This is a genomic window from Shinella lacus (assembly GCF_010994755.1).
GTDB lineage: Bacteria > Pseudomonadota > Alphaproteobacteria > Rhizobiales > Rhizobiaceae > Shinella > Shinella lacus.
The window spans coordinates 60,863-86,417 of the sequence record NZ_WHSB02000005.1 but is presented as its reverse complement, the minus strand read 5'-3'; the positions used below and the strand labels follow the sequence as shown (position 1 = coordinate 86,417).

Below are 25,555 nucleotides of genomic sequence, written 5' to 3'. Positions count from 1 at the left end.
CCAAACCGGTTGTGGCAGACGCAAAGCATTTCGTCCACCCTTGTGCGTGGAGGGCGCAGAGGACGCGTAGTAAAACAACGTCTGTCAGCGCAAGCAGACTCAAATTTTTTAAAATTTCAATGATTTTAATGGCTTAGAGTGGTGCCCGGAGGCGGATTTGAACCACCGACACGCGGATTTTCAATCCGCTGCTCTACCAACTGAGCTATCCGGGCATCTGGTGGATTTCGGTTTGAAATCCGTGGGGCGTTTGGTTGCGCCCCGGAAGCGAGCGGGGTTATAGCATCTTGCAAAAATGTGTCCAGCCCTGTCGGCGGTTTTTTGCGGGAAAAATGGCGGGCTTTTCAAATATCAGAAAAGATTAGGTTTTCTTCGTGTGACAGGGACTGTCACACGTCGTCTTCGTCGGCTTTCGCCTCGTCGTCGGCGACGGGGATGGCGTAGGAGCCGGAGAGCCAGCGGTTGAGGTCGACGTCGCGGCAGCGATCCGAGCAGAAGGGATAGTGCTCGCGCGCGGAGGGGCGGCGGCAGATCGGGCAGGGCACGGCCTTGCGCAGCGGCGCGACCTTTGCGACCGGTTTTTCGCTGTCACCGCTCATGTCAGGCGTCCGCCCAGCCGGCATGCACGTCGAAACCTTCGCCGGAGAGCAGCGTGAGCGTCTCGTAGAGCGGCAGGCCGACGACATTGGTGTAGGAGCCGACCAGCTTGACGACGAAGCTGCCGGCAATGCCCTGGATGCCGTAGCCGCCCGCCTTGCCGCGCCACTGGCCGGAGGCGAGGTAGCGTTCGATGTCGGTGGTCGACAGGCGCTTGAAGCGCACCTTTGTATCGATGACCTTCTGGCGCACGGTGCGGTCCGGCGTGATGAGGCAGACGCCGGTGAAGACGCGGTGGCTGCGGCCGGAGAGCAGATGCAGGGCGCTCGACGCCTCGTCGATCATCTCCGTCTTCGGCAGGATGCGCCGGCCGACCGAGACGACCGTGTCGGCGGCCAGGATATAGCTGCCGGCATAGGCTGGGTCGCCCTTGATGGCTGCAAGTGCCGCCTGCGCCTTGCCGGTCGACAGGCGCCGTGCCAGCGAGCGGGGATGCTCGGAGCGCTTCGGCGTCTCGTCGATATCCATCGGCATCAGGCGCGTGGGCTCGATGCCCGCCTGCGCGAGCAACTCGACGCGGCGCGGCGAGCCGGATGCAAGGATGAGCTTGTCGTTCTGCGCCATGGGGTCTCCGGGAAGCGCCTTGAAAGAAAGACGCAGCCCTTTGGCTTACTTGAAACGGTAGGTGATGCGGCCCTTGGTGAGGTCGTACGGGGTCATCTCGACCAGAACCTTGTCGCCGGCGAGAACGCGGATGCGGTTCTTGCGCATGCGGCCAGCGGTGTGCGCGATGATCTCGTGCTCGTTTTCGAGCTTGACGCGGAACGTGGCATTCGGGAGCAGTTCCGTCACGATGCCGGGAAATTCGAGGACTTCTTCTTTTGCCATCTTGTGATGTTATTCCTGTAGGGTGGATGAGGGCGAGCCGGATGCCCGCCTCGAAAAATTTGCCGGAAACTACACAATCCCCGGTCCTTTGTGAACACCGAAGCGCCGGCTTTCTGCATTTGCTGGAAATCGGCCTGTCTGGCGCCTATCCGGGGGCCTTCAAACGCTTCTCTATCAGCATTTTCAGGAACTCGCGAACCTCCCGGTACGAGGAGAGGATCTGTTCGCGCGTGCCGGTCGCCACCGTCGGGTCGGGCGTCGGCCAGTACATGACGTCGACGGCCATGGAGCGGGTGAGTTCGAGCGCCGCATGATGCGCCTCGGGCGCTAGCGTCACGATGAGGTCGAAATAGTCGTCCTCCAGCTCATCCAGCGAATGGGGCGAGTGGCGGCCGAGCGTGAGACCCACCTCGTTCAGCACGGCATCGACGAACGGGTCGCGCTCGCCGGGGCGCACGCCGGCGGAGGCGACATAGGTGCCGGGCAGCAGGCTGCGGGCGATCGTCTCGGCCATCGGCGAGCGCACGGCATTCATGCGGCACATGAAGAGGATCGAACGGGGCGTTCGCGACTTTGCTTCCTCGGGTACGGGGGAAACACCCTCCATCCGCTCACCCGCGCCAGTAGAGAACGCAGACGAGCGTAAACAGGCGGCGAGCGGTGTCGAAGTCGAATTTGATCTTGCCCGAGAGCCGGTCCATCAGCGTCTGCGAGCCCTCGTTGTGGATGCCGCGCCGGCCCATGTCGATCGCCTCGATCTGGCTGGGCGTCGCCGAGCGGATCGCCTGGTAATAGCTTTCGCAGATCATGAAATAGTCCTTCACGATGCGCCGGAACGGCGTGAGCGAAAGGATATGGGTGGCGACCGGATCGCCCGCCTCGGTGCGGATGGCGAAGACGAGCTTGGAATCGAGAAGCGAGATATTCAGGCGATAGGGGCCGCCGGCATGGCCGATCGGCTCGAAGGAATTTTCCTCGATGAGGTCGAAAATGGCAACGGCACGCTCGTGCTCCACATCCGGCGTGGCGCGACCGATCGTGTCGTCCAGCACCACGTCACAGAGGCGGAAACTGCCACTCGTGCCCATCGCCTATCCTTCCCGGTTGAGCCGGATGGCGACCGAACGGGCATGGGCGCCGAGCCCTTCGGCTTCGGCGAGCGTGATGGCGGCGGGGCCGAGCGCGCGCAGCTGATCCGGGCCGAGCCGCAGGATCGAGGTGCGCTTCATATAGTCGAGCACGGACAGGCCGGAGGAGAAGCGGGCGGAACGGGCGGTCGGCAGCACATGGTTGGAGCCGCCGACATAATCGCCGATGACCTCCGGCGTGTGGCGCCCGACGAAGATGGCGCCGGCATTGCGGATTTCGCCTAGCAGCGCATCCGGATCGGCGGTCGCAATCTCCAGGTGCTCGGCGGCAATGCGGTTTGCCAGCGGGATGGCCTTTTTCAGGTTCGGTACGAGGATGACGGCGCCGAAATCGCGCCAGCTGGCCGCTGCGGTTTCCGCGCGCTCCAGCGTCTTCAGCTGGCGCTCCACGGCGGCTTCCACCGCCTCGGCCAGCGCTACACTGTCGGTAACGAGGATCGACTGGGCGCCGACATCGTGTTCAGCCTGGGCGAGCAGGTCGGCGGCAAGCCAGTCCGGATCGTTCTCCGCATCCGCGATGACGAGGACTTCGGAGGGGCCGGCGATCATGTCGATGCCGACGGTGCCGAAGACATGGCGCTTGGCGGCGGCGACGAAGGCATTGCCCGGGCCGGTGATCTTGGCGACGGGGCGGATCGTCTCGGTGCCATAGGCAAGGGCCGCAACAGCCTGCGCGCCGCCGATGCGGTAGATCTCGTCGACACCGGCAATGCGGGCGGCGGCAAGCACGGCCGGGTTGATCTCGCCGCTCTTCGCCGGCACCACCATGACGACGCGCGGCACGCCGGCCACCTTGGCCGGCACGGCATTCATCAGCACGGAGCTTGGATAGCTCGCCGTGCCGCCCGGAACGTAAAGGCCGACGGCATCGATCGCCGTCCAGCGCGAGCCGAGACCCACGCCGATATCGTCCTCGTAGATGTCGTCCTTCGGCCGCTGGCGGGCGTGGTGCTTCTCGATGCGCTGGGCAGCGAGTTCCAGCGCAGCGATGATCTTCGGATCGACGGCGTCATAGGCCTGTTCGATCTCCTCCAGCGACACGCGCATGGAGGTGGTGGCAAAATCGAGGCCGTCGAACTTCTTGGAATAGTCGGCAAGGGCCGCATCGCCGCGGGCGCGCACGTCGTCGATGATCGTGCGTACGATGGCATTCACGTCTTCGGAGACTTCCCGCTTGGTCGTCAGGAAGGCAGCGAACCGGCTTTCGAAATCGCTGCTCTGGTAGTCAAGTCTGATCGCCAAGTCGTCCGTCCCTGTCGTCTTCCGGCGAAAAATCGCCGGCGCCTGCCTCAAACCGCCGGATGGCGGGGTTTCAAGCTGGTTTCCCATGCTCCGCCGGTATCTGCAAGCTGAACTTCGACGCATTCCACATCGAGCGCGACGGAGGCATTGCCGGAGAGCACGAGTTCGAGCGTGCCGTCCGGTCCTTCACCCTGCGGCGTGAAATTGACGGCGAGCAGGGAGAAGACGCTGTCCTTGTCCTTCCGGTCGATCCCGAGCGAACGCACGGCATTGACGCGCTTGAAGGCGACGACGGCACGGCGGCGCTCGAAGACCTTGCCGCGGCCGGTCGCCGTTTCCCAGACGAAGCGATTGACGACGACGGAAAAGACGTGGTGGCGGGCGTCATAGGAGAGGCCGTCGGTCTTGAAGACCGCGTCCTGGAGATGGGCCGAGACAACGGACAGGTCTTCCGTGTCGAGGGCAAGCAGTTTCAGGCTGTCCATAGAGTAGTCCTTCCCGGGGACGCCGCGGGTTGCGGCCTCCCGATCTTCCATCACGAGATAGGACGGTACGCGGCGGACTGCAACTCCGCCGCGTTTCGAAGATTAGTCGCTGACGCGCTCAACCACGGCGCCGCAGCGCGTGAGCTTCTCTTCCAGCCGCTCGAAGCCGCGGTCGAGATGGTAGACGCGCGACACCATGGTCTCGCCTTCCGCCGCAAGGCCGGCGATGACGAGCGAGACGGAGGCGCGAAGGTCGGTCGCCATGACCGGTGCGCCGCGCAGCCGCTCGACACCCTCGATCTTGGCCGTCTGGCCGGAGAGCGAGATCTTCGCGCCGAGGCGGGCCAACTCCTGCACATGCATGAAGCGGTTTTCGAAGATCGTCTCGGTGATGTGCGAAATGCCGCTCGACTTTGTCATCAGGCCCATGAACTGCGCCTGCAGGTCGGTCGGGAAGCCGGGGAAGGGGTCCGTCACCACGTCGACCGGCTTGATGCCGCCGCCGTTGCGCACGACGCGCAGGCCACTTTCCGTGGAGGTGATCTCGGCGCCGGAGCGGCGGATCGCCTCAAGGGCCGTATCGAGCAGGGACGCGTCCGTGCCTTCCAGCACGACATCGCCGCCGGTCATCGCGACCGCCATGGCATAGGTGCCGGTCTCGATGCGGTCCGGCAGCACGCGGTGGCGGGCACCGGAAAGCTGGTCGACGCCTTCGATGGTGATGGTGGCCGTGCCGGCACCGGTGATCTTGGCACCCATCGCGTTCAGGCACTTGGCAAGGTCCTGCACTTCCGGCTCGCGGGCGGCATTGCCGATCACCGTCGTGCCGCGCGCAAGCGTCGCCGCCATCATCAGGACATGCGTGGCACCCACCGAAACCTTCGGGAACGTGTAGCGCGCGCCGATCAGCCCGCCCTGCGGCGCCGTCGCCTCGATATAACCGCCGTCGATCTCGATCTTGGCACCGAGCGCCGTCAGCGCCTCGATGAAGAGGTCGACCGGCCGCGTGCCGATGGCGCAGCCGCCCGGCAGCGAAACGCGGGCCTTGCCTTCGCGGGCAAGCAGCGGGCCGATGACCCAGAAGGACGCGCGCATCTTCGAGACCAGCTCGTAGGGCGCCGTCGTGTCGACGATGTTGCGCGAGGTGAAGTGGACCGTGCGGGAATAACCCTCGCCCTGGCGCTCGCGGCGGCCGTTTACGGAAATGTCGGCGCCGTGGTTGCCGAGGATGCGGATAAGCTGCTCGACATCGGCCAGATGCGGCACGTTTTCGAGCGTCAGCGTGTCGTCGGTGAGCAGCGAGGCGATCATCAGCGGCAGCGCAGCATTCTTGGCGCCGGAAATCGGGATGGTGCCCTTGAGTTCGTTGCCGCCTACAATTCGGATGCGATCCATGTGCGATTACGGGCCGGGCCCGCCTTTCTCAAAGAATTTCGGCTTTCGGAGATGGCGGCCTCTTTAGAGCATCGCAATCGAAAAATGAAGTCCATGCCGGCCGCCCGCCTTTTTTCGCGCACCCGGTTCGCAACCACCCCCGCAGCCTTCATGGTGAAGACCCGCTCGACTAAGCGTCCGATTCGTCTTTTTTTGCGGCAGGCGCACCGCCGGGCAGCCCGATGGTCTCATCCGCGGCGCCCGCACGACGCGAACGCGCCTGCTGCTTGCGGCGCTGGAGATTGTCGCGCAGCGTCTTGGCCAGCCGCTCGGCGCGAATCTCCGCTTCCGTGCGGATCTTCCCGCTTTTCTTGTCGTCATTACCACTCATGCCTCTCCTCTTAGCGAACTTGCCCGCGGGAAAAAAGCGTGGTCCGTGTCAGATTTGTTTCGACAATCGCCACATCGGCGCTTGCGCTGCCCGATCACCTGTGGCAATAGGCCCTCGCTCACGCGAAAGCGCCTTCCGCTTCGCAAGATGCTGCTATAGCTCAGGGGTAGAGCACTCCCTTGGTAAGGGAGAGGCCGAGAGTTCAAATCTCTCTAGCAGCACCATTCTTTCGCTTTTAGCGAATTAAACTAAGCATTTAGCTGTGTTCTATTGTTGAATTCACCTTTTAGCCCACCTTTGCGGGCGCGGTAGGAAAGTCTAGCACGGTTTCGTTAGCCGCCGATTTTGATGACAGGGCCGAACGTTGGACGCACGCGTCAGCTTGACGCGAAACCTGACCTGGACACCGGAACTCTCACCCAAGACGAATCGTATCGTCGCTTGCTATGGTCTTGTTCTCAGGAGGAAGGCCGGCGATTGCATCGAGCGCTTAAATTAAAACCGTAGCAAAGATCGCCAACATTCTCCATATCGAGCTGACACCACTCGTTCCAGATACGGATCAGGAGATTATGTCGAAGTCTGAGGCGGTCATGTTCAGGCCTTTATCTAGCAGGCCAAACTGGATGGCCTTTCCACCGCCGCTGCCATCCGCGTCGTACCACAGCTTCCCGGTCGCCTTATCGTATATGATGCGGTCGGAGGCATCATGCGCTTTAACGCCGACATAGAAGCTTTGGGAAGACAGATCCCCGACTTTGCCGACCTTAGTGAAGATACTCCGATCTAGAAAAATCGTGTCGTCCTTCACGGAAAAATCATCGATCGTGTCAATGTTTTTTGACCCGAGTTTCGTGTCGAAAACGAAGGTGTCTTTTCCGCTGCCACCGACCAGCAAATCTTTGCCCAGGCCGCCATAAAGCTTGTCATTGCCGCCCTGACCCCACATGCGGTCGTTGCCATCACCACCCGACATACGATCATTGCTCTTGTCGTCTGCCTGCGCCTCGCCCGCGATGGTCCACGCCTGCGGCGTCATTACCTTGCCTGTTGTGCCATCCCATGTGAGTGTAAGAGCCTCACCGAACCAGTCACCGCGTGGCTTCGCTTCCGAACCGCCATACATGACGTCGTTGCCTCTGCCGCCATTCATGACATCGGCTCCATAGCCGCCATACATCAGGTCGTTGCCATCCTGGCCATACAGGGTGTCATTATTCCACTCGCCGTGGATATAGTCGCCGCCGGCGCCGCCGTAGATTTTGTCGTTGCCCCGTCCACCTAGGAGTTGGTCCGCACCATCTTTAGCGCCCGGGTTGGAAGCGCTCGCAGTATTGTCACCGGCTTTCAAGCCAGAGATATCTGACTTGTTGAAGCCATAGATTAAGTCATTGCCGTCGAGGCCAACTGCTATGTCGCGGCCGAAACCGCAATAAATTATATCGTCTGCCTTCCCAGTCCAAGTAAAATCGTTTCCATTCCCGGCTACGACTTCAACCGGCTCGACTGCATCGGAGAGGTTAAAGAGCTCAGGACGCTCCCCTACACCGGAAAATTTCAGGAGCGGTCGCAATTTTCCGGTATGCATCAAGTCTATATTATAGTTACTTTTGTTATCACTGTAACTGTAGACTTGAAACGAAATGACATCAACGCCGTCAGGTATCGTTATTTTTCCATAAGTCTTTTCATTGCTCAGAAAATGATGCTGGTAGTCAGGTCCGTACGCATCCAGAAACTCGTAGCCGTAACCGCCCCATCGAAGAGAGAGGTCGCTTCCTGTGTCCGCCGTCATCGTGACGAGCAGCGTGTCGCCCGCTTTCAACCCGGACCCGGCAAGGTCTATGACGAAATAGTCGTCATGATCTGCCCCTAGATACTCATCGATTGAGCCGGTAAAGCGGCCTACCACATCCCTGCCAATCTTGAATATTGGGTAATACTCGTCACCGCTCGTGTAGATACCGTGATTAAACGTATCGCCCCTGGTGAGCTCCGAATAGAGTTGCGTTGTCCCCACTTTATAATCTCCACATTAACAGTCGGTGGGCGTCTACGCCCACCCTCGGTCGTTGAACGATCGGCGCTTCAATAAAAATTACGCTTAACCTGGCTCCGCAGCCGGTGGCTTGTCGGCATTATAGAATTGAGCTTGGGGAGCATGACACCCCCAAATGGGGTGTCATGGAACTTCATCATGGCTGGCTCACCTCAACTTCGAAAGTAGCAACATCAACTGCCCCTGTCGGGACGTGCCGGTTTTTTGAAAGATGACCTTGATCTTGCTTCTCGCCGTTTCAACCGAAATACCGAGTCTGTCGGCAGCTTCAGAGATCGACTCGCCGAGGAGGAGCCGTCGGCAGAAAAGGATTTCCGATCGGGTCAGGTCTGCGAAATTGCTGAGTGCCGAGAAATCGGGCATTTCTGCAACTGGGGTAAGGTCGGTGACCAGAACCAGAAAGAGTGAGCGCGGACTGAGCAGCGATCCTGTCATGGGCACCGCTGTCGTAGGAAGTGCGGCCAACGTGATCTGACAGGCCCCACCAGGCGTCCGGAAGGAGATTGTCGTGTCATCGATTGAAGTTGCACTGCAAAGCCGATCCAATATCCAGTCAAAGCGTCTGTCCGCCTTGTCGTCCTTAAGGAAACAGCGGCTCTTTCGCATGGCCAGAAATTGTCCTGACGAGAACAACTTAACTGCCATCGGGTTCGCTTCATGAATCAAGCGATTGCGGTCGATGACGAACGCAGCGCATCGGGTCCGCTCTAAGAGCGCCGCGGTACTAACCGCGTTCTCGATCTTCTCGCGCAGCGCATTTGCTAGACTGATCGAGCGCTTGAGGCTGCTGCGGATACGCGTCATCACTTCTGCCGCGACTTGGCCATAGGCATCGGAAAAGTGCAGAGGGAAGTGCAAGACGAGTTGAATGCTCTCATCTCGACCGCCAAGGAGTTTCAATCCGGCCCCTGCCTCCGCGTCCCTCTGCGGTCGCAGCCAGTCATTGTAGAATTCGGTCTTCGTGAACAGCCGCGCCGGACAAGCTTCTTCCGACAAGGCAATATGACCGTTTCTCGCTGACGTCCAATATGGCGTCCACGGGTTTATATGGGCGAAATGCTCGCCATAAGACTTAGCAAAACCGGGATCTACATTCGCCCATGATTGAAAATTGAGATTGCTCTCCCGAAAATTCATATTCCAAAGCCCCGCGAAGGATCCGGGCATGGCATTGCTTAGTAGAGCCGGGATCAGATCCCACCCCTCGCCGCTGAAAGTCGCGGCGTTGATTGCGTCATCTAGCTCTGCACTGAGGCGCCTTACGGAGGATTCGCCGAGGGTATGCCGCATTGTTGTTCCCGCAAAGTTACCGCCTATCCTCATAAGGGAATGCGGGCAGATCGTTAATATAGCATCAGCCCATACTTCTGTTCTTATCTGCGAGAACCTGCACCACCCCGGCAATTCGCTCAAGATATTTCAGCGGAGAATCCAAGGGCGGCCGAAGAAGCTAATGCAATCGTCCCTAATTTGACGATCCAGCTAAATACGATTGGGCAAGTACGTTTTGATAGTTTCTCCCTGGAGCTCTACGCGAATCCCAATTGACTCCTCTCCCTCGCAGAACATACTAAGAACGAACGGCGATGCGGACGCCAATCTGACAACCAGGGGGCTTCATGCCTGCTGTGGCACAACACAGGAGAAAGACGACTTGCGCCCGCTCGAACGGAAAAATGAAACCCCCGACCCGATTGATGAAGCGCTCGCCTGGCACAATGGAGACGCCCGAGCCACCATCGAGACGCTGCTCGCCGACTGCGGACATTTGCGCCGACAGGTCGAGCTTGCCGCTAGAGCAATGAGCTGCGGCTTCACAAGAGGCTGGCGCCCCCAAGCCGACAGGGATGCATCGCATAACGAATAGGACGCTTGAAAAGCGGGCAGAACACGGCGGTTATTGCTGAGCTTTAAGACCAGATCGACAAGATTGCCAGCAGCGAACGGTTCCGGGTTTTGGAACAAGTCACTGCGGCCGAGTTCCCGCTACTGGCATAGCGCGAACTCGGCGCTCGGCCCACTTCTGGGGGCGGCGAATTTTGAAGCATCGCCGAGCCAGAGATCTCTATATCATGAATAGGTATATGGGCGGGACGCCTATGGCGAGAAGGCCGGCCACGACCAACGCCGCCGCGGCCAACAAAGTCCGATCGTTCTCTTTATGCTGGCTGACCTGTTTCATGAGGTTGCTCGCTTGGTGCTAGGACTGCTCGTGAACACTCATCTAGCTCCGTTGTTCCGGCCTCACGCTCCGCGAGTCTCAATAAATATTCTAATCCGCTAAAGCGCGTGGAACGCCTACCGAACGATTAGAAAGCGATTAGAGAATTGGTGCATCGCATTACGCCGTATGGATGATGCCCGCCGGGCGTCGCTTGAGCGACCATGCAAAGGTCGTGCTGGGAGCACTCTTCCTACACGTATCCAGGAAACCGAGAGCAAATGGGGTTCGTGGATTCGATCTACTGGCTGGCTGGTCGCCTCGTGCGTCTTACGCTGCATTGAGAAATGTGGTGGAGCACCAGGGCCAAGCGTATGCAGAGGATCCGGACCCGGCTGATGGCGCGTGGAAGGGCGTAAACCGATGCGGCTCCCTTTAGCGCCATTTTGATTGGATCGTGCCGTTGACCCAAAAGATCAATCTCATGGGTATATGTCTGCTCGCAACCTTCATCGTCATTTTTGGATCCGTGTTGAGCATGATTGACCATGACACTCTTTCGACGGGCTCGCAGCCGACCATGGCAACTGTGAACGCGTTAGCGACACAAAACTCACAGAGCGTACCCCAATAGCGGCTTGCGCCCAGTATTTTGGGGCTATCGAGATCAAAGCTCGGTAGGTTAACGGAACTATCTGCCTCACCTCCCATTGTTGGTGCTCCAGTCTCAGCCAGAAGGAAGTCCCAACATGAAAACGCTCGCCGATATATTCGAACACACACTCCAAGACATCTATTACGCCGAGAACGCTATGACGAAGGCTTTGCCCAAGGTAGCGAAGGCTGCAAAGAGCGCCGAACTTAAGAAGGCGGCCGAGGATCACCTTTCGGAAACGAAGGATCAGATCAAGAAGCTTGAGCAGGTCTTCAAGTCGATCGGCAAGAAGGCGTCTGGCGAGAAGTGCGATGCGATCGAGGGCCTTATCAAGGAAGCAGACGGGCTGATGGAAGAGGCGGAAGGAACGGCGCTCGATGCCGGCTTGCTCGCCGCCTGCCAGGCCGTGGAGCACTACGAAATCGCCCGTTACGGGTCGCTTCGCGAATGGGCGAAGGATCTCGGCCACGACGAGGCGCACAAGCTCCTGAGTGAAATCCTCGACCAGGAAAAGGCGACCAACAACAAGCTGACGAACCTCGCAGTGACGGCGATCAACAAGACCACGGCGGCTAAGAAGGCCGCTTAGCCTTCACTTCCGGAAAAACCTGTACTGTTCCAAATCCGCTCGCCTCTTCCGGGGTGAGCGGATTTTTGTGAGCTCGACATATCGTCGGTCGGTGTAAGCAAGCCGGCCGCCATTTCTCCTCCATAAAGCCAGCCAGAACGAGCGTCGGTCCGACACGGTGTAGATCGACGAGACTGTTTGCCGCGATGCCAGCGGCCACAAGCTCGTTGCGGGGCACTTGTCATACTCGCAAAGGGCCATAGTTACGCCCTTACAGCGCAATTCAGCGCTGGCTTAAGGAGTTGGGGCTTTGGCTACATCGGTTCTCGTCAGCATTTTGATTACCTTCCTCGTAATCGTGCTGGTCCTCTATCTCATCGGACGATTGCCGCTCGATGGACGTGCAAAACAGATCGCGCAAATTGTCGTCATCATTATCGGCATCATTGCGTTGCTGAAGTACATCGCAGTCTTCTAGCCAGTGCGATCGGGCGGCGTAAGCAGGGTGCTGTCCCTACGCCGCCCATTTGTCTCGATGAACGCTGCTCTTGATCCGTGCATGAAATTACCTGGCCTCGTTGTTGCGAGGGTGAAGCCAAGGTAGATTGCCATCAGCGCCATGGCTTTCAGTTGCATGCTCAATAAGGGCTTCGATGAAAAAAGCGCGATATCTATGATTGTCGGCCGAATCGACTTGTCGTGCCAGAAATTAAAGTTGCATAAAGCGGGACGACATTTGCGGCGTCTAGTCGCTCGGACGGGATCTAAAATGGCCGGATCAGATTGCGAAGCGCCTCGGCGTCCCTAACGCCCGCGCTATACGCAAGTAAGAGCTTTTTCGCCCTGTCCTGTGCAAGCTTACCCGTGATGTTACAACCATACTCGTGACACCACTCGTCTATAATAGCTCGTAGCCCCGCCACTTCTTCTGGCTGCAAAGGCGGAATGGATAAACTGTGCCCTGTATACATGTGCACCTCGTGATCCAAACTAACCATTGGTTAATCCGCGATTGCACCAGATTACCCCAAAAGCTTTGAGTTTGCACATTCTTAGCGTGTGATTCCGTCTTGGAGTCAACGAAAGATTAGCAATGCCTGTTCGTTCCTAGGTTGCTGCCTTGACGGAACAAAACTTGCTTCATCCTGCAACGCTAGCGATAGTCGATTAATCGTTCAATTACCAGAGCATTACAATTTACCCGCCTTGATTGAACTTTTATCATCCGCGTCCGTATTTGTAGCACGAGCCAATACCGGCCCGTTCAACTCAAGGTTCGCAGGAGTGGACAAATGGCAAAGACCTATTTTCTCACCGCCGACAGCGACACATTTGTTTTTGGCGATCGGCAGGGAAGCGTATTCGCCCAGGGTGGTAACGATACGGTTGTCGGCAACGACGGCGACAACACGATCGGCCTCGGTATTGGCGATGATAATGCCCAAGGCGGCGGCGGCGCCGATTTGATCTGGGGCAATGCAGGCAACGATGAGATCGATGGCGGCGCGGGCAACGACACGCTCTTTCACGGCGCCGGCGACGATATTGTCCGCGGGGGCGCTGGCAACGATATCGTCTACGGCGGCCCGAAGATTTCCCCGAACTCTGGCTCCGACGACATCGACGGTGGGGCGGGTAACGACACAGTCTATGCCGGCGACAGAAACGACACTGTGCGTGGCGGCGAAGGTGACGACATCATCGGCGGCGGCGCGGGCGACGACATTCTTTATGCCGACGGCAACGACACCGTTTACGGCGGCGATGGAACCGACACCGCGTACATCCAAGGCGATGCCCAGGACGTTCTGATTTCCCTCAATATCGACGGAGGATTCAATCTCCTCGGTGGGGGTGAAACGCAGAACTTCTACAGCGTCGAAAAAATCGTCACCGGTGACAATGCCGTTCTCGATCTGGGTGTCGGCCTGTCCGGTCTGACCGGGGCTGTTGATGACTTGCTGGACGGCCTTGGTGTGGGCGATCTGCTTGATGAACTCGGGCTTGGCGGCGTGCTTGGCGGCCTTGGTGTCGATGAGTTCTCGCTGGAAAGCCTGGTCGATGGGCTAGGTGTCGATGATCTGCTGTCGTCTCTTGGTGGCCAGAGTGGCATGGAGGACGGCTTGACCAACCTCCTGAATAACAACGGTCTCGGCAACCTCGTCGATGACGTTCTGGATGATCTCGGAGATGTGCTGGGTGGCCTGCTCGGCGGGCTCGGTCTCGGAGCGGAAGCGGATTACTTGCTCTAGATTTCGCAGCCGGCCTGACCAGTTGCTCCAAGCGTTCCAACCCACAAGTAAATATGCGGGCGCCCTTCCCCCAGGGCGCTCGCTTTCGTCGATTGCCGCTCCTAGTGTCCACTCTTTCCGAGGCCATGGGGGCCGTCTAGTCGGCCTGCCGTCGCGGCAAGAGCACGGATCGCGTCCATTGCCGTTGCCAGGCCATGCATTATCAGAGCGGTATCTTGCTCTTCGCTTGACTTGTCGATTTCCAGTGCTCGCCGCCGCAAATCGGCGCCCGTTGCGTTGAGCTGGGCAATAAGGTTCTCGTCCATCGTGCTCTCCCTAAGTTCGATACACACTTTGAGAACGTGGAGGACAGGTTAGCGTTCCATATGGCGCCGATCTACGCGGTACGCGCGCATGTTCCAGCGCGATAGCGCTTCTACCGCTTATGCTAAAAGATTTTTTCGGACTCTGTTTTAGGACAGGGCCAAATAAATCCGACTTTCCCGCTAAACGGCGTCAATGCCCGTAAACGCCGCGATCCAGGTCAAGGCCTTCCGGCGGCGCCATTTCCGCGTCCCGTTTTGCCCATCTCCGCCCCGTTTGGCGCCGCCTTCTTGCGCGTATGACCGGGTGGTTCACCGACGACGCGTTTGAAGGCGCGGGCGAAGGCGGCTTGGGAGCCGAAGCCGAGGCGGCGGGCGGCTGTGTCGATGGAGAGCTTGTCGCGGCGGAACCATTGTTCGGCAAGCCGCATGCGCAGCGCCAGCACGTAGCGCTGCGGGGTCATGCCCGTGACGTCGACGAAGCGCTTGGCGAAGACCGAGCGGGAGCTGCCCATCTCGTGCGCCATTTCGGCGAGCGTCCAGTTGCGGCCGGGCTCGCGGTGGAGGGCGGCGATGACGCGGCCGAGGCGCGGGTCGCGCAGCGCCTCGATCCAGCCTGTCGCATCGCCGCAGCCGCATTCCACCCAGCCGCGTACGATGGAGGCGGCGATGACGTCGGCAAGGCGGGCGAGGATGCCGGCCGCGCCGACGCGCTCCTCCGACATTTCCCGCTCCATGGCGTCGAGCAGCGGCATCAGCTCCGGCTGGCGGCCGATCAGCGCGCCGACGGACATGACCTGCGGCATGAGGCCGACGAGCGGATGCAGCGTGTCGAGCTCGAATTCCATGCGGCCGGTGAAGATCAGCGTGTCGTTTTCCCGGCTTGTCTCCTTGACGCAGGCCTCCACCGCCGCCACGTCGGGGCAGAGCGGTGTCATCTTGTAGCTATCGTAATCGCGTATCTGGACGTTCGGGCCGGTGACGATCTCGTGCGGTCCGCCGCTCGGCAGCAGCACGGCATCGCCGCAGGCGAGTTCCCGGCCCGCCTCGCCATGGGTTCGCAAAAAGACCTTGCCGCGGGCGACGAAGTGGAAACGGGCTTCCGGACCCGCCGGAAAGCGGATACCGAAGGGCGGCGTCAGCTGGAGCCTGCCATAGCTCGCACCGCGCAGGCGCATGCCCATCAGAAGTTCGCTGACGGGATCATGCGCATTTTTGGCTGGGTCGGACGATCGATCAAACATTGCGGATAAAATGGCATTGTGCGTCTGGCATTTCAACCCACCTGTTGGAGCACGCATTGCAACAGGAAAGGGACTGCACATGACGGATGCAACGATAGCCGCGCCGGAGAGCGAGGCGGATGTCCGGCCGGCTTGGGGGGCCGTGATCGCGATGACGCTCGGCGTGTTCGGGCTGGTGGGCGCGGAATTTCTGCCCGCAAGCCTGCTGACGCCGATGGCGGCGGATTTGAGGATTTCGGAGGGCATGGCCGGACAGGCGGTGACGGCGACGGCCGCGGTGGCACTGGTGACCAGCCTCTTGATCACGGTGGTGACGCGCAAGCTCGACCGCCGGCTCGTGCTGATCGGCCTTTCGGTCCTGCTGATCTTTTCCAACCTGCTCGTGGCGATGTCGTCGAACCTCGCCATGCTGCTCGTCGGCCGCGTGCTGCTCGGCATGGCGCTCGGCGGGTTCTGGACGCTGTCGGCCGCGACCATGATGCGGCTGGTGCCGGAGGCCGTGGTGCCGAAGGCGCTGTCGGTGATGTTCCTCGGCGTTTCGGCGGCGACGGTCTTCGCCGCGCCGGTCGGAAGTTATGTCGGCGATATCGTCGGCTGGCGGAATGTCTTCCTCGGGGCTGCCGTGCTCGGCGCGCTGGCGCTCGTCGTGCAGCTTGCGACCTTGCCGTCGCTGCCGCCGCGCGGGCATTCGCGCTTCGGAACGCTGATCGAGGTTCTGGCGCGACCGGGCGTGGGCTTCGCGATGTTCGCGATCCTGCTCGTCTTCACCGGCCACTTCGCCTTCTTCACATATATCAGGCCGTTCCTTGAGAATGTAACGGGCGTCGGCGTGGAAGGTGTTTCGGCCGTGCTGCTCGGCTTCGGCATCGCGACCTTCTTCGGCAACTATCTGGGTGCCGTGCTGCTGGAGCGCTCCATGCGCCTGACGCTGACGATCATGCCTGTGGTGATGGGCGCGCTGGCGCTGTCTCTCTCGATGTTCGGCGGCGATCTCGTGGCCGATGCCGCCATGGTGGCGCTCTGGGGCCTCGCCTTCGGTGCGGTGCCGGTCGCCTGGTCGACCTGGATCACCCGCGCCGTGCCGGATGAAGCCGAAAGTGCGGGCGGCCTCTTCGTCGCCGCGATCAATTTCGCGATCGCGACCGGTGCCGCTGCCGGCGGGGCGCTGTTCGATGCGAACGGTGTTTCGAGCGTCTTCGTCGCAAGCGGCGTGGTGCTGTTCCTGGCCGCGATCACCATCGTTTCGGCCGTGCACACCCGCCCGGCATGACATGGATGGCGGCTCCGCCGGAGCCGCCATTTCCAAGCCTTCTCGCTGGCATGAAAACCCGGTATGCCGGAACGACCGCGCCACGGGGATGCCAAAAATGGATTTCATGCGCCTCTTGCAGTCGCTGGAAGAACTGCTCTATGAGCTCGTCTCGTGGCTCGTGTTCTATCCGGTCACACTCTGGCGCACGCTGCGCCGGCCGCAGCAGATGATGCGTTATGCCGATGTCGAACTCGGCGATGCGCAGGAGGAGCGCTACAAGGATACGCTGAGCCCGCCGCTCTTCCTGTTGCTGACGCTGCTCTTTGCCCACGGGCTCGAACTGGCGCTGATCGCCCACCGGGACGATGCCATGCTGCCGGAGATGCTGCGCAACGACACCAATCTCCTGATTTTCCGCGCCTTCCTCTTCAGCATCTTTCCGCTGCTGATGGCTGTGCGGCTGCTGGGGCGCACGGGCGCGGCGCTCGACCGCGAGACGCTGAAGCCGCCCTTCTACAGCCAGTGCTACGTCGCTGCTCCCTTTGCCTTCGGCCTCAGCGCCGGCATGAACATCGCCCGCACCGGCCACCAGGAGATGGTCGCCGTCGGCACGGCGATCTCGCTGCTTTCGCTGCTTTGGTACGTCATCGTCGAGGTCCGCTGGTTCGAGCATGACCTGCATGTGGGTCGCCTTGCAGCCGTCTGGCTCGTCCTGCGGACGGTGGCGGAAGCGACGGTGCTGCTGCTGGCCGCAACGATGATCGTCGCCCAAGCGCTCGGTGTGCATGGCTGAGCGGAAAATCGGCCAGCGGCCGTCTTCGCCCTGTTCGCCGGCGCCTCTTTCGGTCTAGAACTCGGGACGAGGATTCTGGGAGGAACGCGCGTGACGGTGACGGCAGGAGATTTTTCGCAGGGAACCTTTGTCGGGCGCGTCTGGCGGCCGGATGTGCAGGGGCCGGCCATCGTGGTCGTGCGCGACGGCACGCTCTTCGACATCACGTCGGCGGATCTCCCGACGATGCGCGATCTGCTGGAAAAGGACGATCCGGCCGCGATTGCCCGCGCTGCGCCGTGCGAATCTCTCGGCGCCGTTGGCGCCGTGCTCGAAACCTCGGTCGAAGGGGCGGGCGATTTCTCCCGCCTTCACCTCCTCGCTCCCTGCGATCTCCAGGCCGTCAAGGCCTGCGGCGTCACCTTCGCCCGCTCGATGATCGAACGTGTGATCGAGGAGAAGGCCGCGGGCAATCCGGCCATGGCGGAAAAGGTGCGCGGCCGCGTCACCGCCATCATCGGCGACAGCCTGCGCGACCTGAAGGCAGGCTCGGAAGCGGCCGCCAAGGTCAAGGCGGCGCTGATCGAGGAGGGCGTCTGGTCGCAATATCTCGAAGTCGGCATCGGGCCGGATGCGGAGGTCTTCACCAAGGCGCCGGTGCTGGCGTCCGTCGGCTGGGGCGCCTCGGTCGGCCTGCATCCGATTTCCAAGTGGAACAATCCGGAGCCGGAAATCGTGCTCGCCGTCGATAGCCAGGGCCGCGTTAAGGGTGCGACGCTCGGCAACGACGTCAACCTGCGCGACGTGGAGGGCCGCTCGGCGCTCCTGCTCGGCAAGGCGAAGGACAACAATGCCTCCTCCGCCATCGGCCCCTTCATCCGCCTGTTCGACGAGACCTATGCGATCGATGAGGTGCGCAAGGCCGATCTCGACCTCCTGATTGAGGGCGAGGATGGTTTCGTGCTGAAGGGCCGCAGCACGATGCGCGAGATCAGCCGCGATCCGCTCGACCTCGTGTCCCAGACCACCGGCAAGCACCATCAATATCCCGATGGCTTCATGCTGTTCATGGGCACGCTGTTTGCGCCGGTCGAGGACCGCGATGTGCCGGGCCAGGGCTTCACCCACAAGACCGGCGACCGGGTGACGATCTCCAATGCCGAACTGGGCGCCCTCACCAACACCGTCCGCCTCTCCACCGAATGCCCGCCCTGGACCTTCGGCATCACCGCGCTGATGCGCAATCTCTCCTCTCGCGGGCTTCTCTAGCCCATGGCCGAGGGCGGCATGGACGAGACGAGCCGCAAGATCCTGCGGCTGCTCCAGAGCGAACCGGACCTGACGGTCGCCGAGATCGGCGAGCGCGTCGGCCTCAGCCACACGCCGTGCTGGCGGCGCATCAAGGAGATGGAGCGGCTCGGCATCATCCGCGGCCGCATCGTCGCGATCGACCCGAAACTCGTCGGCTTCGAGGTTTCCGTCTTCTGTTTCGTGCGGCTGAAGCAGCATGACGAGGAGACGCTGCTGGAGTTCGAGAAGGCGGTGAAGAACATGCCGGAGGTCGTGCAATGTTATTCGATGACCGGCGAGCACGACTATGTTCTGCGCGTGCTGACGAGCAATGTGCGCCAGTACGAGGAGATCCTGAAGAAGGCGCTGCTGAAGCTTCCGGGCGTCGGTTTCGTCAATTCCAGCTTCGCCCTTGACGAGCTGAAGAACACGCACCGCGTACCGATCTGACGCGCCACTAGGATGGCTTTGCGTCGAGAGGCCCGCTTTGCGGATGCCATCCCTAAATCGTGATGCTGCAAGGGGAAAATAAGGACCCGCTCCTCCCAATCCAGGCGTAGGCTCCTACATATGGAGGATGGCTTTCACGGAGGAGGGCCATCGAGGAGGAAGTCATGCTGAAGCAGAGCTTTTCTCTCGAGGACAAGTATACGGCGGAAAGTGGGAGGATCTTCCTTTCCGGCATCCAGGCACTCGTGCGCCTGCCGATCGTTCAGATGCGGCGCGACCGTGCCGCGGGGCTGAACACCGCCGCATTCATCTCGGGTTATCGCGGATCGCCACTCGGAAGTTACGACCAGCAGCTGGCCAAAGCCGGCAAGCACCTGGCGGCGCACGACATCGTGTTCCGGCCGGGCGTCAACGAGGACCTGGCCGCCGCCGCCGTCTGGGGCACCCAGCAGCTCCATCTTTCGCCCGGCGCGCTGAAGGATGGCGTCGCCGGCTACTGGTACGGCAAGGGGCCGGGCGTCGATCGCTGCGGCGACGTGTTCAAGCACGCCAATGCCGCCGGCACCTCGAAACATGGCGGCGTTCTCTGTTTTGCCGGCGACGACCATTCGGCAAAGTCGTCCTCCATCCCGCACCAGTCCGACCACGCCTTCATGTCGGCGCTGATGCCGGTGCTCTATCCCTCGTCGATCCACGAATTCGTCGAATACGGCCTGCTCGGCACTGCCATGTCGCGCTATTCCGGCTGCTGGGTCGGCATGAAGTTCATTTCCGATACGGTCGAGACCACGGCCTCCGTCGATCTCGCCGGCGAGCGCCGCCAGTTCGTCCTGCCCGAGAATTTCGATCTGCCGCCCGGCGGCCTCAGCCTGCGCTGGCCCGATCCGCCATTGCCGCAGGACGAGCGGCTGCAGACCTACAAGGGATATGCCGCAATCGCCTTTGCTCGCGCCAACCGCGTGGATGAGGTGACGCATGACGTTCCGAAGGCACGCTTCGGCATCATAGCGTCCGGCAAGGCCTATGAGGATGTGCTCCAAGCGCTGAAGGAGCTCTCCCTCGGCCCGGCCGAGATGGCCGAGATCGGCATGCGCATCTACAAGGTCCGCATGCCCTGGCCGCTGGAGCCGGAAGGCGTGCGCGAGTTCTCGCAGGGCCTCGAAGAGGTGCTCGTCGTCGAGGAACGCCGCGAGATCATCGAAAACCAGATCAAGCAGCAGCTTTTCAACTGGCATCACGGCGAGCGCCCGCGCATCATCGGCAAGTTCGACCATGAGGACCATGCGTTCCTGCCGCTGTCTCAGGCGCTGACGGTTGGCATGGTGGCCCGGGCGATTGCCGCGCGCCTCCTGCATTTCGAGTTCGACGCCGGCCTCAAGAAGGTCATCGCCGACGAGCTCGCCTACCTGCTGGAGCGCGAGAAGATCCGAAAGGCGCACGCCGCCCCCATCGAGCGCGTGCCCTATTTCTGCTCCGGCTGTCCGCACAACACGTCCACGAAGGTGCCCGAAGGAAGCCGCGCCACGGCCGGCATCGGCTGTCATTACATGGTCCAGTGGATGGACCGCGACACCACGACCTTCACCCATATGGGCGCCGAGGGCGTGCCGTGGTCGGGCATCGCGCCCTTCACCGATGAAAAGCACATCTTCGTCAATCTCGGCGATGGCACCTATTACCATTCCGGTATTCTCGCGATCCGCCAGTCGGTCGCCGCACGCGTCAACATCACCTACAAGCTGCTCTATAACGACGCGGTGGCGATGACCGGCGGGCAGGCCGTCGACGGTCCGATCAGCCCCGAGGCGGTGACGCGGCAGATCCACGACGAAGGCGTCGCGCCGATCTATCTCGTCTCCGATCATCCGGAAGCCTACTCGCCGTCCATGCTCGCACCCGGTGTCATCATTCGCCACCGCGACGAGATGGACCGGGTGATGCGCGATATCCGCGAGGCGCCCGGCTGTTCGGCGATCGTCTACGTGCAGACCTGTGCGGCCGAAAAGCGCCGCCGCCGCTCGCGCGGCCTGATGGAGGACCCGCCGGTCCGCCTGATGATCAACCCGGCCGTCTGCGAAGGCTGCGGTGACTGTTCCACCCAGTCGAACTGCGTCTCCGTCGAGCCGCTCGACACGGAACTCGGCCGCAAGCGCAAGATCAACCAGTCGACCTGCAACAAGGACTATTCCTGCCTCAAGGGCTTTTGCCCCTCCTTCGTGACGGTGGAAGGCGGTCGCCTGCGCAAGACCGCGCGCTCGAACCCGGATCTCACGGGCATCCCCGAACCGGAGATCGTCCGGATCGGCGACCGCTCCTACAATGTCGCCATCGCCGGCATCGGCGGCACGGGCATCCTCACCATCAGCGCCATCCTCGGCATGGCCGCCCATCTCGACGGCAAGTCGCCGATGATCCTCGACATGGCCGGCCTTGCGCAAAAGGGCGGCGCCGTGATGAGCCACCTTCGCATCGGCCTCTCCGACCAGGACGTCTCCTCGCCGCGCATCATCACCGGCGGCGCGGACCTGCTGATCGCCGCCGACGATGTCGTAGCCTCCTCCAAGGACGCCGTAACGCTCTGCGACCACCACCGCACGACGGGCGTCGTCAACACCAAGCTGACGCCGGTCGCCGATTTCGTGCGCAAACGCGACTTCGACTTCCGCCGCGGCGATGTCGAGAGCACGGTACGCGCGGCCCTTCGTGAGCCCTCGCACCTGCTCGATTTTACGACGATCGCGGAAAAGGTCGCCGGCAACGCCATGGCGACGAACATCCTGATGACCGGCTTTGCCTGGCAGAAGGGCCTGATCCCGCTGACGCGCCAGTCGATCGAACAGGCGATCGCGCTGAACGGCGTGGCGGTTGATGCCACGCTCTCCGCATTCGGCTGGGGCCGCCTGATCGCCGCCGATCCCGCCCGCGCCGAGCGCTTGCTGGAGCCGGGAAAACGCACCGCAACGCTGGAAACCATGGCGACAGCAGAGCTGATCGCCCACCGCGTCAAGCATCTCACGGCCTATCAGAACACGGCGCTTGCCGGCCGCTACACCACCCTCGTCGACAAGGTCCGCCAGGCGGAAAAGGCGCTCGGGCCGGACGACCGGCTGACCCGCGCCGTCGCCCATGTCTACGCCCAGCTCCTCGCCTACAAGGACGAATACGAGGTGGCACGGCTCTTCACCGATCCGGCCTTCAAGGCGGGGCTGACGGAGCAGTTCGAAGGAAATTACCGCATCGCCTTCAACCTCGCGCCGCCGTTCCTGAAGGGCGAGGACACCAATGGCCGACCGAAAAAACGCCGCTTCGGCCGCTGGATGCTGCCGGCCTTCGGGCTACTTGCAAAGCTCAAGGGCTTGCGCGGCACGGCCTTCGACCCGTTCGGCCGCACGGAAGAACGCCGCATGGAACGACAGCTTATCGCCGATTACGAGGCGCTGGTGGCGCATGTGCTGCAAAATCTTTGCCGCGAGACGCTCGACGCCGCCGTTGCGCTTCTCTCGCTTTACGGCGAGATTCGCGGTTATGGGCCGGTGAAGGAGGAGGCGGCAAGGCGGGTGAGGGCGCGTGAGCCGCAGATGCGCGCGGCCTTCGACACGGCAGGGCAGCAGAAGACGGCCGCCTGAGGTCGCGAAATTGGGGAGGACGAACATGTATGAAGCCGGAATGAGTTTCGGGCTCGGCGAAGATATCGAGGCGTTGCGCGAAAGCGTGCGGCGCTTCGCGACGGATCGCATCGCCCCGCAGGCCGCCGAAATCGACCGCAGCAACACTTTCCCCATGCCGCTCTGGCGCGAGATGGGCGATCTCGGCCTGCTCGGCATCACCGCGCCGGAGAGCTATGGCGGCTCCGGCATGGGCTATGTCGCCCATTGCGTGGCGATGGAGGAGATCAGCCGCGCCTCGGCCTCGGTGGGCCTCAGCTACGGCGCCCATTCCAACCTCTGCGTCAACCAGCTCGTGCGCAACGCGACGCCGGAGCAGCGCCAGAAATACCTGCCGAAGCTGATTTCCGGCGAGAATGTCGGCGCGCTGGCCATGTCCGAGCCGGGTGCGGGCTCCGATGTCGTCTCCATGAAGCTCAAGGCCGAAAAGCGCGGCGACCGCTATGTGCTGAACGGTAACAAGATGTGGATCACCAACGGCCCCGATGCGGACGTGCTGGTGGTCTACGCCAAGACCGACCCGGAGGCCGGCTCCCGCGGCATCACCGCCTTCCTGATCGAGAAGGGCTTTGCCGGTTTCTCGACCGCCCAGAAACTCGACAAGCTCGGCATGCGCGGCTCCAACACCTGCGAACTCGTCTTTACCGATTGCGAGGTGCCGGAGGAGAACGTGATGGGCACGGTCGGGCGCGGCGTCAACGTGCTGATGTCCGGCCTCGATTATGAGCGCGTCGTGCTGTCCGGAGGCCCGCTCGGCATCATGGCCGCCTGCCTCGACGTGGTCGTGCCCTACCTGCACGAGCGAAAACAGTTCGGCCAGTCGATCGGCGAGTTCCAGCTGATGCAGGGCAAGGTCGCCGACATGTATGTCGCCTTCAACGCCGCGCGCGCCTATGTCTATGCCGTCGCGAGCGCCTGCGACCGCGGCGAGACGACGCGCAAGGACGCCGCCGGCTGCATCCTCTTCTCCGCCGAAATGGCGACGAAGCTCGCGCTCGAAGCCATTCAGGCGCTCGGCGGCAACGGCTACATCAACGACTACCCGACCGGCCGCCTGCTGCGCGACGCCAAACTCTACGAGATCGGCGCCGGCACGTCGGAAATCCGCCGCATGCTGATCGGCCGCGAAATCTTCCAGGAGACGCTGTGATGCCGGTCATCCCCTCGGCCGTGAACACTCGCAGCGAGACCTTTGCGGCAAACCGCAAGGCAATGCTCGACGCGCTGGCGCTGGTGGAGGCGGCCACAAGCCTCGCCATGGATGGCGGTGGCGCCAAGGCGCGCGACCGCCACGTTTCCCGCGGCAAACTGCTGCCGCGCGACCGCGTCGCGCAACTGCTCGATCCGGGCTCCCCCTTCCTCGAAATCGGCCTCACCGCCGGCCACGGTCTCTATGACGGCGCCTCGCCCTCCGGCGGCATGATTGCCGGCATCGGCCGCGTCTCCGGCCGCGAATGCATGATCGTCTGCAACGACGCCACGGTGAAAGGCGGCACCTACTACCCGATTACCGTGAAAAAACATCTGCGTGCGCAAGAGATCGCGGCCGAGAACCGGCTGCCCTGCATCTACCTCGTCGATTCCGGTGGCGCCAACCTGCCGAACCAGGACGAGGTGTTCCCCGACCGCGATCATTTCGGCCGCATCTTCTACAACCAGGCGCAGATGTCCGCCGCCGGCATCCCACAGGTCGCCGTTGTCATGGGAAGTTGCACGGCGGGCGGCGCATATGTGCCGGCAATGAGCGACGAGACCGTGATCGTCGAGAACCAGGGCACGATCTTCCTCGCCGGCCCGCCGCTGGTTAAGGCCGCGACGGGCGAGATCGTGACGGCCGAAGACCTCGGCGGCGGTGACGTGCACACGCGCCTCTCCGGCGTCGCTGATCACCTCGCCCGCGACGACCGCCATGCGCTCGCCATCGCCCGCCAGATCGCCGCTAATCTCAACACGCGTAAGCCTAAGATTACCAAATCTAGCGACGGCGACGCCCCGCTCTATGACCCGGAAGAGCTGCTCGGCATCGTGCCCGCCGACACCCGCACGCCCTATGACGTGCGTGAGGTGATCACCCGCGTGGTTGACGGTTCCCGCTTCGATGAGTTCAAGGCCCGCTTCGGCACGACGCTCGTCTGTGGCTTTGCCGCCCTGCATGGCCTCACCGTCGGCATCATTGCCAACAACGGCGTGCTCTTCTCCGAGGCCGCGCTGAAGGGCGCGCATTTCATCGAGCTCTGCGCCCAGCGCGGCATCCCGCTCGTCTTTCTGCAAAACATCACCGGCTTCATGGTCGGCCGCAAATACGAGGCGGAGGGCATCGCCAAGAACGGGGCCAAGCTCGTCATGGCAGTCGCGACAGCCAACGTGCCCAAACTCACCGTGCTGATCGGCGGCTCCTACGGCGCCGGCAATTACGGCATGTGCGGCCGGGCCTATTCGCCGCGTTTCCTCTGGACCTGGCCGAACAGCCGCATCTCCGTGATGGGCGGCGAGCAGGCGGCCGGCGTGCTGGCGACCGTCAAGCGCGAGGGCATCGAGCGCTCGGGCGGTAGCTGGAGCGCCGAGGAGGAGGCCGCCTTCAAGCAGCCGACCATCGACATGTTCGCCCGCCAGAGCCACCCGCTCTACGCCTCGGCGCGGCTTTGGGACGACGGCATCGTCGATCCGCGCAAGACGCGCGACGTGCTGGCGCTCTCGCTCTCGGCGGCGCTCAATGCGCCGATCGAGCCCACCCGTTTCGGCATTTTCCGGATGTAGAGG

General features: G+C 61.9%; 23 protein-coding genes and 2 tRNA genes. 11 read left to right on the top strand and 14 right to left on the bottom strand.

Features of this window, described 5'->3' with window-relative positions:
• Nucleotides 1-139: 139 nt before the first annotated feature.
• The 10 genes from GB927_RS14830 to GB927_RS14785 form a co-directional block, all read right to left on the bottom strand.
• Nucleotides 140-215 (bottom strand) — tRNA-Phe (locus GB927_RS14830).
• Nucleotides 216-389: 174 nt separating this feature from the next.
• A complete protein-coding gene (yacG, locus tag GB927_RS14825; RefSeq protein WP_256117891.1) occupies nucleotides 390-599 on the bottom strand; it encodes a DNA gyrase inhibitor YacG in 210 nt (69 codons plus the stop codon).
• A gap of 1 nt (nucleotide 600) precedes the next feature.
• The gene (locus tag GB927_RS14820; protein ID WP_256117889.1) at nucleotides 601-1,221 is read right to left on the bottom strand and encodes a Maf-like protein; all 621 of its coding nucleotides are present in this window, start codon (nucleotides 1,219-1,221) and stop codon (nucleotides 601-603) included.
• A 45-nt stretch (nucleotides 1,222-1,266) separates the two neighbouring features.
• Entirely contained in the window at nucleotides 1,267-1,485 is a 219-nt protein-coding gene (gene infA, locus GB927_RS14815) for a translation initiation factor IF-1 (RefSeq protein WP_007759621.1), read from the bottom strand.
• A 145-nt stretch (nucleotides 1,486-1,630) separates the two neighbouring features.
• Complete coding sequence (locus GB927_RS14810; RefSeq protein WP_256117888.1) at nucleotides 1,631-2,092, bottom strand: arsenate-mycothiol transferase ArsC; 462 nt, start codon at nucleotides 2,090-2,092, stop codon at nucleotides 1,631-1,633.
• 4 nt (nucleotides 2,093-2,096) lie between these two features.
• Nucleotides 2,097-2,573, bottom strand: a complete 477-nt coding sequence (locus GB927_RS14805; RefSeq protein ID WP_256117886.1) for a UPF0262 family protein — start codon at nucleotides 2,571-2,573, stop codon at nucleotides 2,097-2,099.
• A gap of 3 nt (nucleotides 2,574-2,576) precedes the next feature.
• Nucleotides 2,577-3,875: a histidinol dehydrogenase gene (gene hisD, locus GB927_RS14800; RefSeq protein WP_256117885.1), complete on the bottom strand. Its 1,299-nt coding sequence runs from the start codon at nucleotides 3,873-3,875 to the stop codon at nucleotides 2,577-2,579.
• A gap of 47 nt (nucleotides 3,876-3,922) precedes the next feature.
• Entirely contained in the window at nucleotides 3,923-4,360 is a 438-nt protein-coding gene (locus GB927_RS14795) for a DUF2948 family protein (protein WP_256117884.1), read from the bottom strand.
• 102 nt (nucleotides 4,361-4,462) lie between these two features.
• Nucleotides 4,463-5,755, bottom strand: coding sequence for a UDP-N-acetylglucosamine 1-carboxyvinyltransferase (gene murA, locus GB927_RS14790; RefSeq protein WP_256117883.1), 1,293 nt, complete (start codon nucleotides 5,753-5,755; stop codon nucleotides 4,463-4,465).
• Between the two features lie 169 nt (nucleotides 5,756-5,924).
• Entirely contained in the window at nucleotides 5,925-6,125 is a 201-nt protein-coding gene (locus GB927_RS14785) for a hypothetical protein (protein ID WP_256117882.1), read from the bottom strand.
• A gap of 149 nt (nucleotides 6,126-6,274) precedes the next feature.
• Here GB927_RS14785 and GB927_RS14780 point away from each other — a divergent pair.
• Nucleotides 6,275-6,349, top strand: a tRNA-Thr gene (locus GB927_RS14780).
• Nucleotides 6,350-6,687: 338 nt separating this feature from the next.
• On the opposite strand, the gene GB927_RS14775 is transcribed toward GB927_RS14780, so the two are convergent.
• Together GB927_RS14775 and GB927_RS14770 are read right to left on the bottom strand one after the other, a co-directional pair.
• Complete coding sequence (locus GB927_RS14775; protein WP_256117880.1) at nucleotides 6,688-8,145, bottom strand: calcium-binding protein; 1,458 nt, start codon at nucleotides 8,143-8,145, stop codon at nucleotides 6,688-6,690.
• 186 nt (nucleotides 8,146-8,331) lie between these two features.
• A complete protein-coding gene (locus GB927_RS14770; RefSeq protein WP_256117878.1) occupies nucleotides 8,332-9,474 on the bottom strand; it encodes a helix-turn-helix transcriptional regulator in 1,143 nt (380 codons plus the stop codon).
• 1,620 nt (nucleotides 9,475-11,094) lie between these two features.
• Between GB927_RS14770 and GB927_RS14760 the strand changes: the two genes are divergently transcribed.
• The 3 genes from GB927_RS14760 to GB927_RS14750 all read left to right on the top strand — a co-directional run bounded on the left by GB927_RS14760 (nucleotide 11,095) and on the right by GB927_RS14750 (nucleotide 13,820).
• Nucleotides 11,095-11,589, top strand: a complete 495-nt coding sequence (locus GB927_RS14760; protein WP_256117876.1) for a YciE/YciF ferroxidase family protein — start codon at nucleotides 11,095-11,097, stop codon at nucleotides 11,587-11,589.
• 289 nt (nucleotides 11,590-11,878) lie between these two features.
• On the top strand, nucleotides 11,879-12,046 hold the full coding sequence (locus GB927_RS14755) for a Thivi_2564 family membrane protein (RefSeq protein ID WP_256117875.1): 168 nt from the start codon (nucleotides 11,879-11,881) through the stop codon (nucleotides 12,044-12,046).
• 814 nt (nucleotides 12,047-12,860) lie between these two features.
• Nucleotides 12,861-13,820 (top strand): calcium-binding protein, encoded by a 960-nt coding sequence (locus GB927_RS14750; RefSeq protein WP_256117874.1) that lies wholly within the window; start codon nucleotides 12,861-12,863, stop codon nucleotides 13,818-13,820.
• Nucleotides 13,821-13,921: 101 nt separating this feature from the next.
• On the opposite strand, the gene GB927_RS14745 is transcribed toward GB927_RS14750, so the two are convergent.
• Nucleotides 13,922-14,125, bottom strand: coding sequence for a hypothetical protein (locus GB927_RS14745; RefSeq protein ID WP_256117873.1), 204 nt, complete (start codon nucleotides 14,123-14,125; stop codon nucleotides 13,922-13,924).
• A gap of 218 nt (nucleotides 14,126-14,343) precedes the next feature.
• Entirely contained in the window at nucleotides 14,344-15,366 is a 1,023-nt protein-coding gene (locus tag GB927_RS14740; protein WP_256117872.1) for an AraC family transcriptional regulator, read from the bottom strand.
• Nucleotides 15,367-15,445: 79 nt separating this feature from the next.
• On the opposite strand from GB927_RS14740, the gene GB927_RS14735 reads away from it, so the two are divergent.
• The 7 genes from GB927_RS14735 (at nucleotide 15,446) to GB927_RS14705 (ending at nucleotide 25,552) form a co-directional block, all read left to right on the top strand.
• Nucleotides 15,446-16,636, top strand: a complete 1,191-nt coding sequence (locus tag GB927_RS14735; RefSeq protein WP_256117871.1) for an MFS transporter — start codon at nucleotides 15,446-15,448, stop codon at nucleotides 16,634-16,636.
• A gap of 97 nt (nucleotides 16,637-16,733) precedes the next feature.
• Nucleotides 16,734-17,411: a permease gene (locus GB927_RS14730; protein WP_256117870.1), complete on the top strand. Its 678-nt coding sequence runs from the start codon at nucleotides 16,734-16,736 to the stop codon at nucleotides 17,409-17,411.
• A gap of 90 nt (nucleotides 17,412-17,501) precedes the next feature.
• Nucleotides 17,502-18,659, top strand: coding sequence for a fumarylacetoacetate hydrolase family protein (locus tag GB927_RS14725; protein ID WP_256117869.1), 1,158 nt, complete (start codon nucleotides 17,502-17,504; stop codon nucleotides 18,657-18,659).
• Nucleotides 18,660-18,677: 18 nt separating this feature from the next.
• On the top strand, nucleotides 18,678-19,130 hold the full coding sequence (locus tag GB927_RS14720; protein WP_256117868.1) for an Lrp/AsnC family transcriptional regulator: 453 nt from the start codon (nucleotides 18,678-18,680) through the stop codon (nucleotides 19,128-19,130).
• A 164-nt stretch (nucleotides 19,131-19,294) separates the two neighbouring features.
• Complete coding sequence (locus tag GB927_RS14715; RefSeq protein WP_256117867.1) at nucleotides 19,295-22,756, top strand: indolepyruvate ferredoxin oxidoreductase family protein; 3,462 nt, start codon at nucleotides 19,295-19,297, stop codon at nucleotides 22,754-22,756.
• Nucleotides 22,757-22,796: 40 nt separating this feature from the next.
• A complete protein-coding gene (locus GB927_RS14710) occupies nucleotides 22,797-23,945 on the top strand; it encodes an isovaleryl-CoA dehydrogenase (RefSeq protein WP_256118346.1) in 1,149 nt (382 codons plus the stop codon).
• Nucleotides 23,945-25,552 (top strand): carboxyl transferase domain-containing protein, encoded by a 1,608-nt coding sequence (locus GB927_RS14705; protein WP_256117866.1) that lies wholly within the window; start codon nucleotides 23,945-23,947, stop codon nucleotides 25,550-25,552. The genes GB927_RS14710 and GB927_RS14705 overlap by 1 nt, the downstream gene beginning before the upstream one ends.
• Nucleotides 25,553-25,555: the final 3 nt, after the last annotated feature.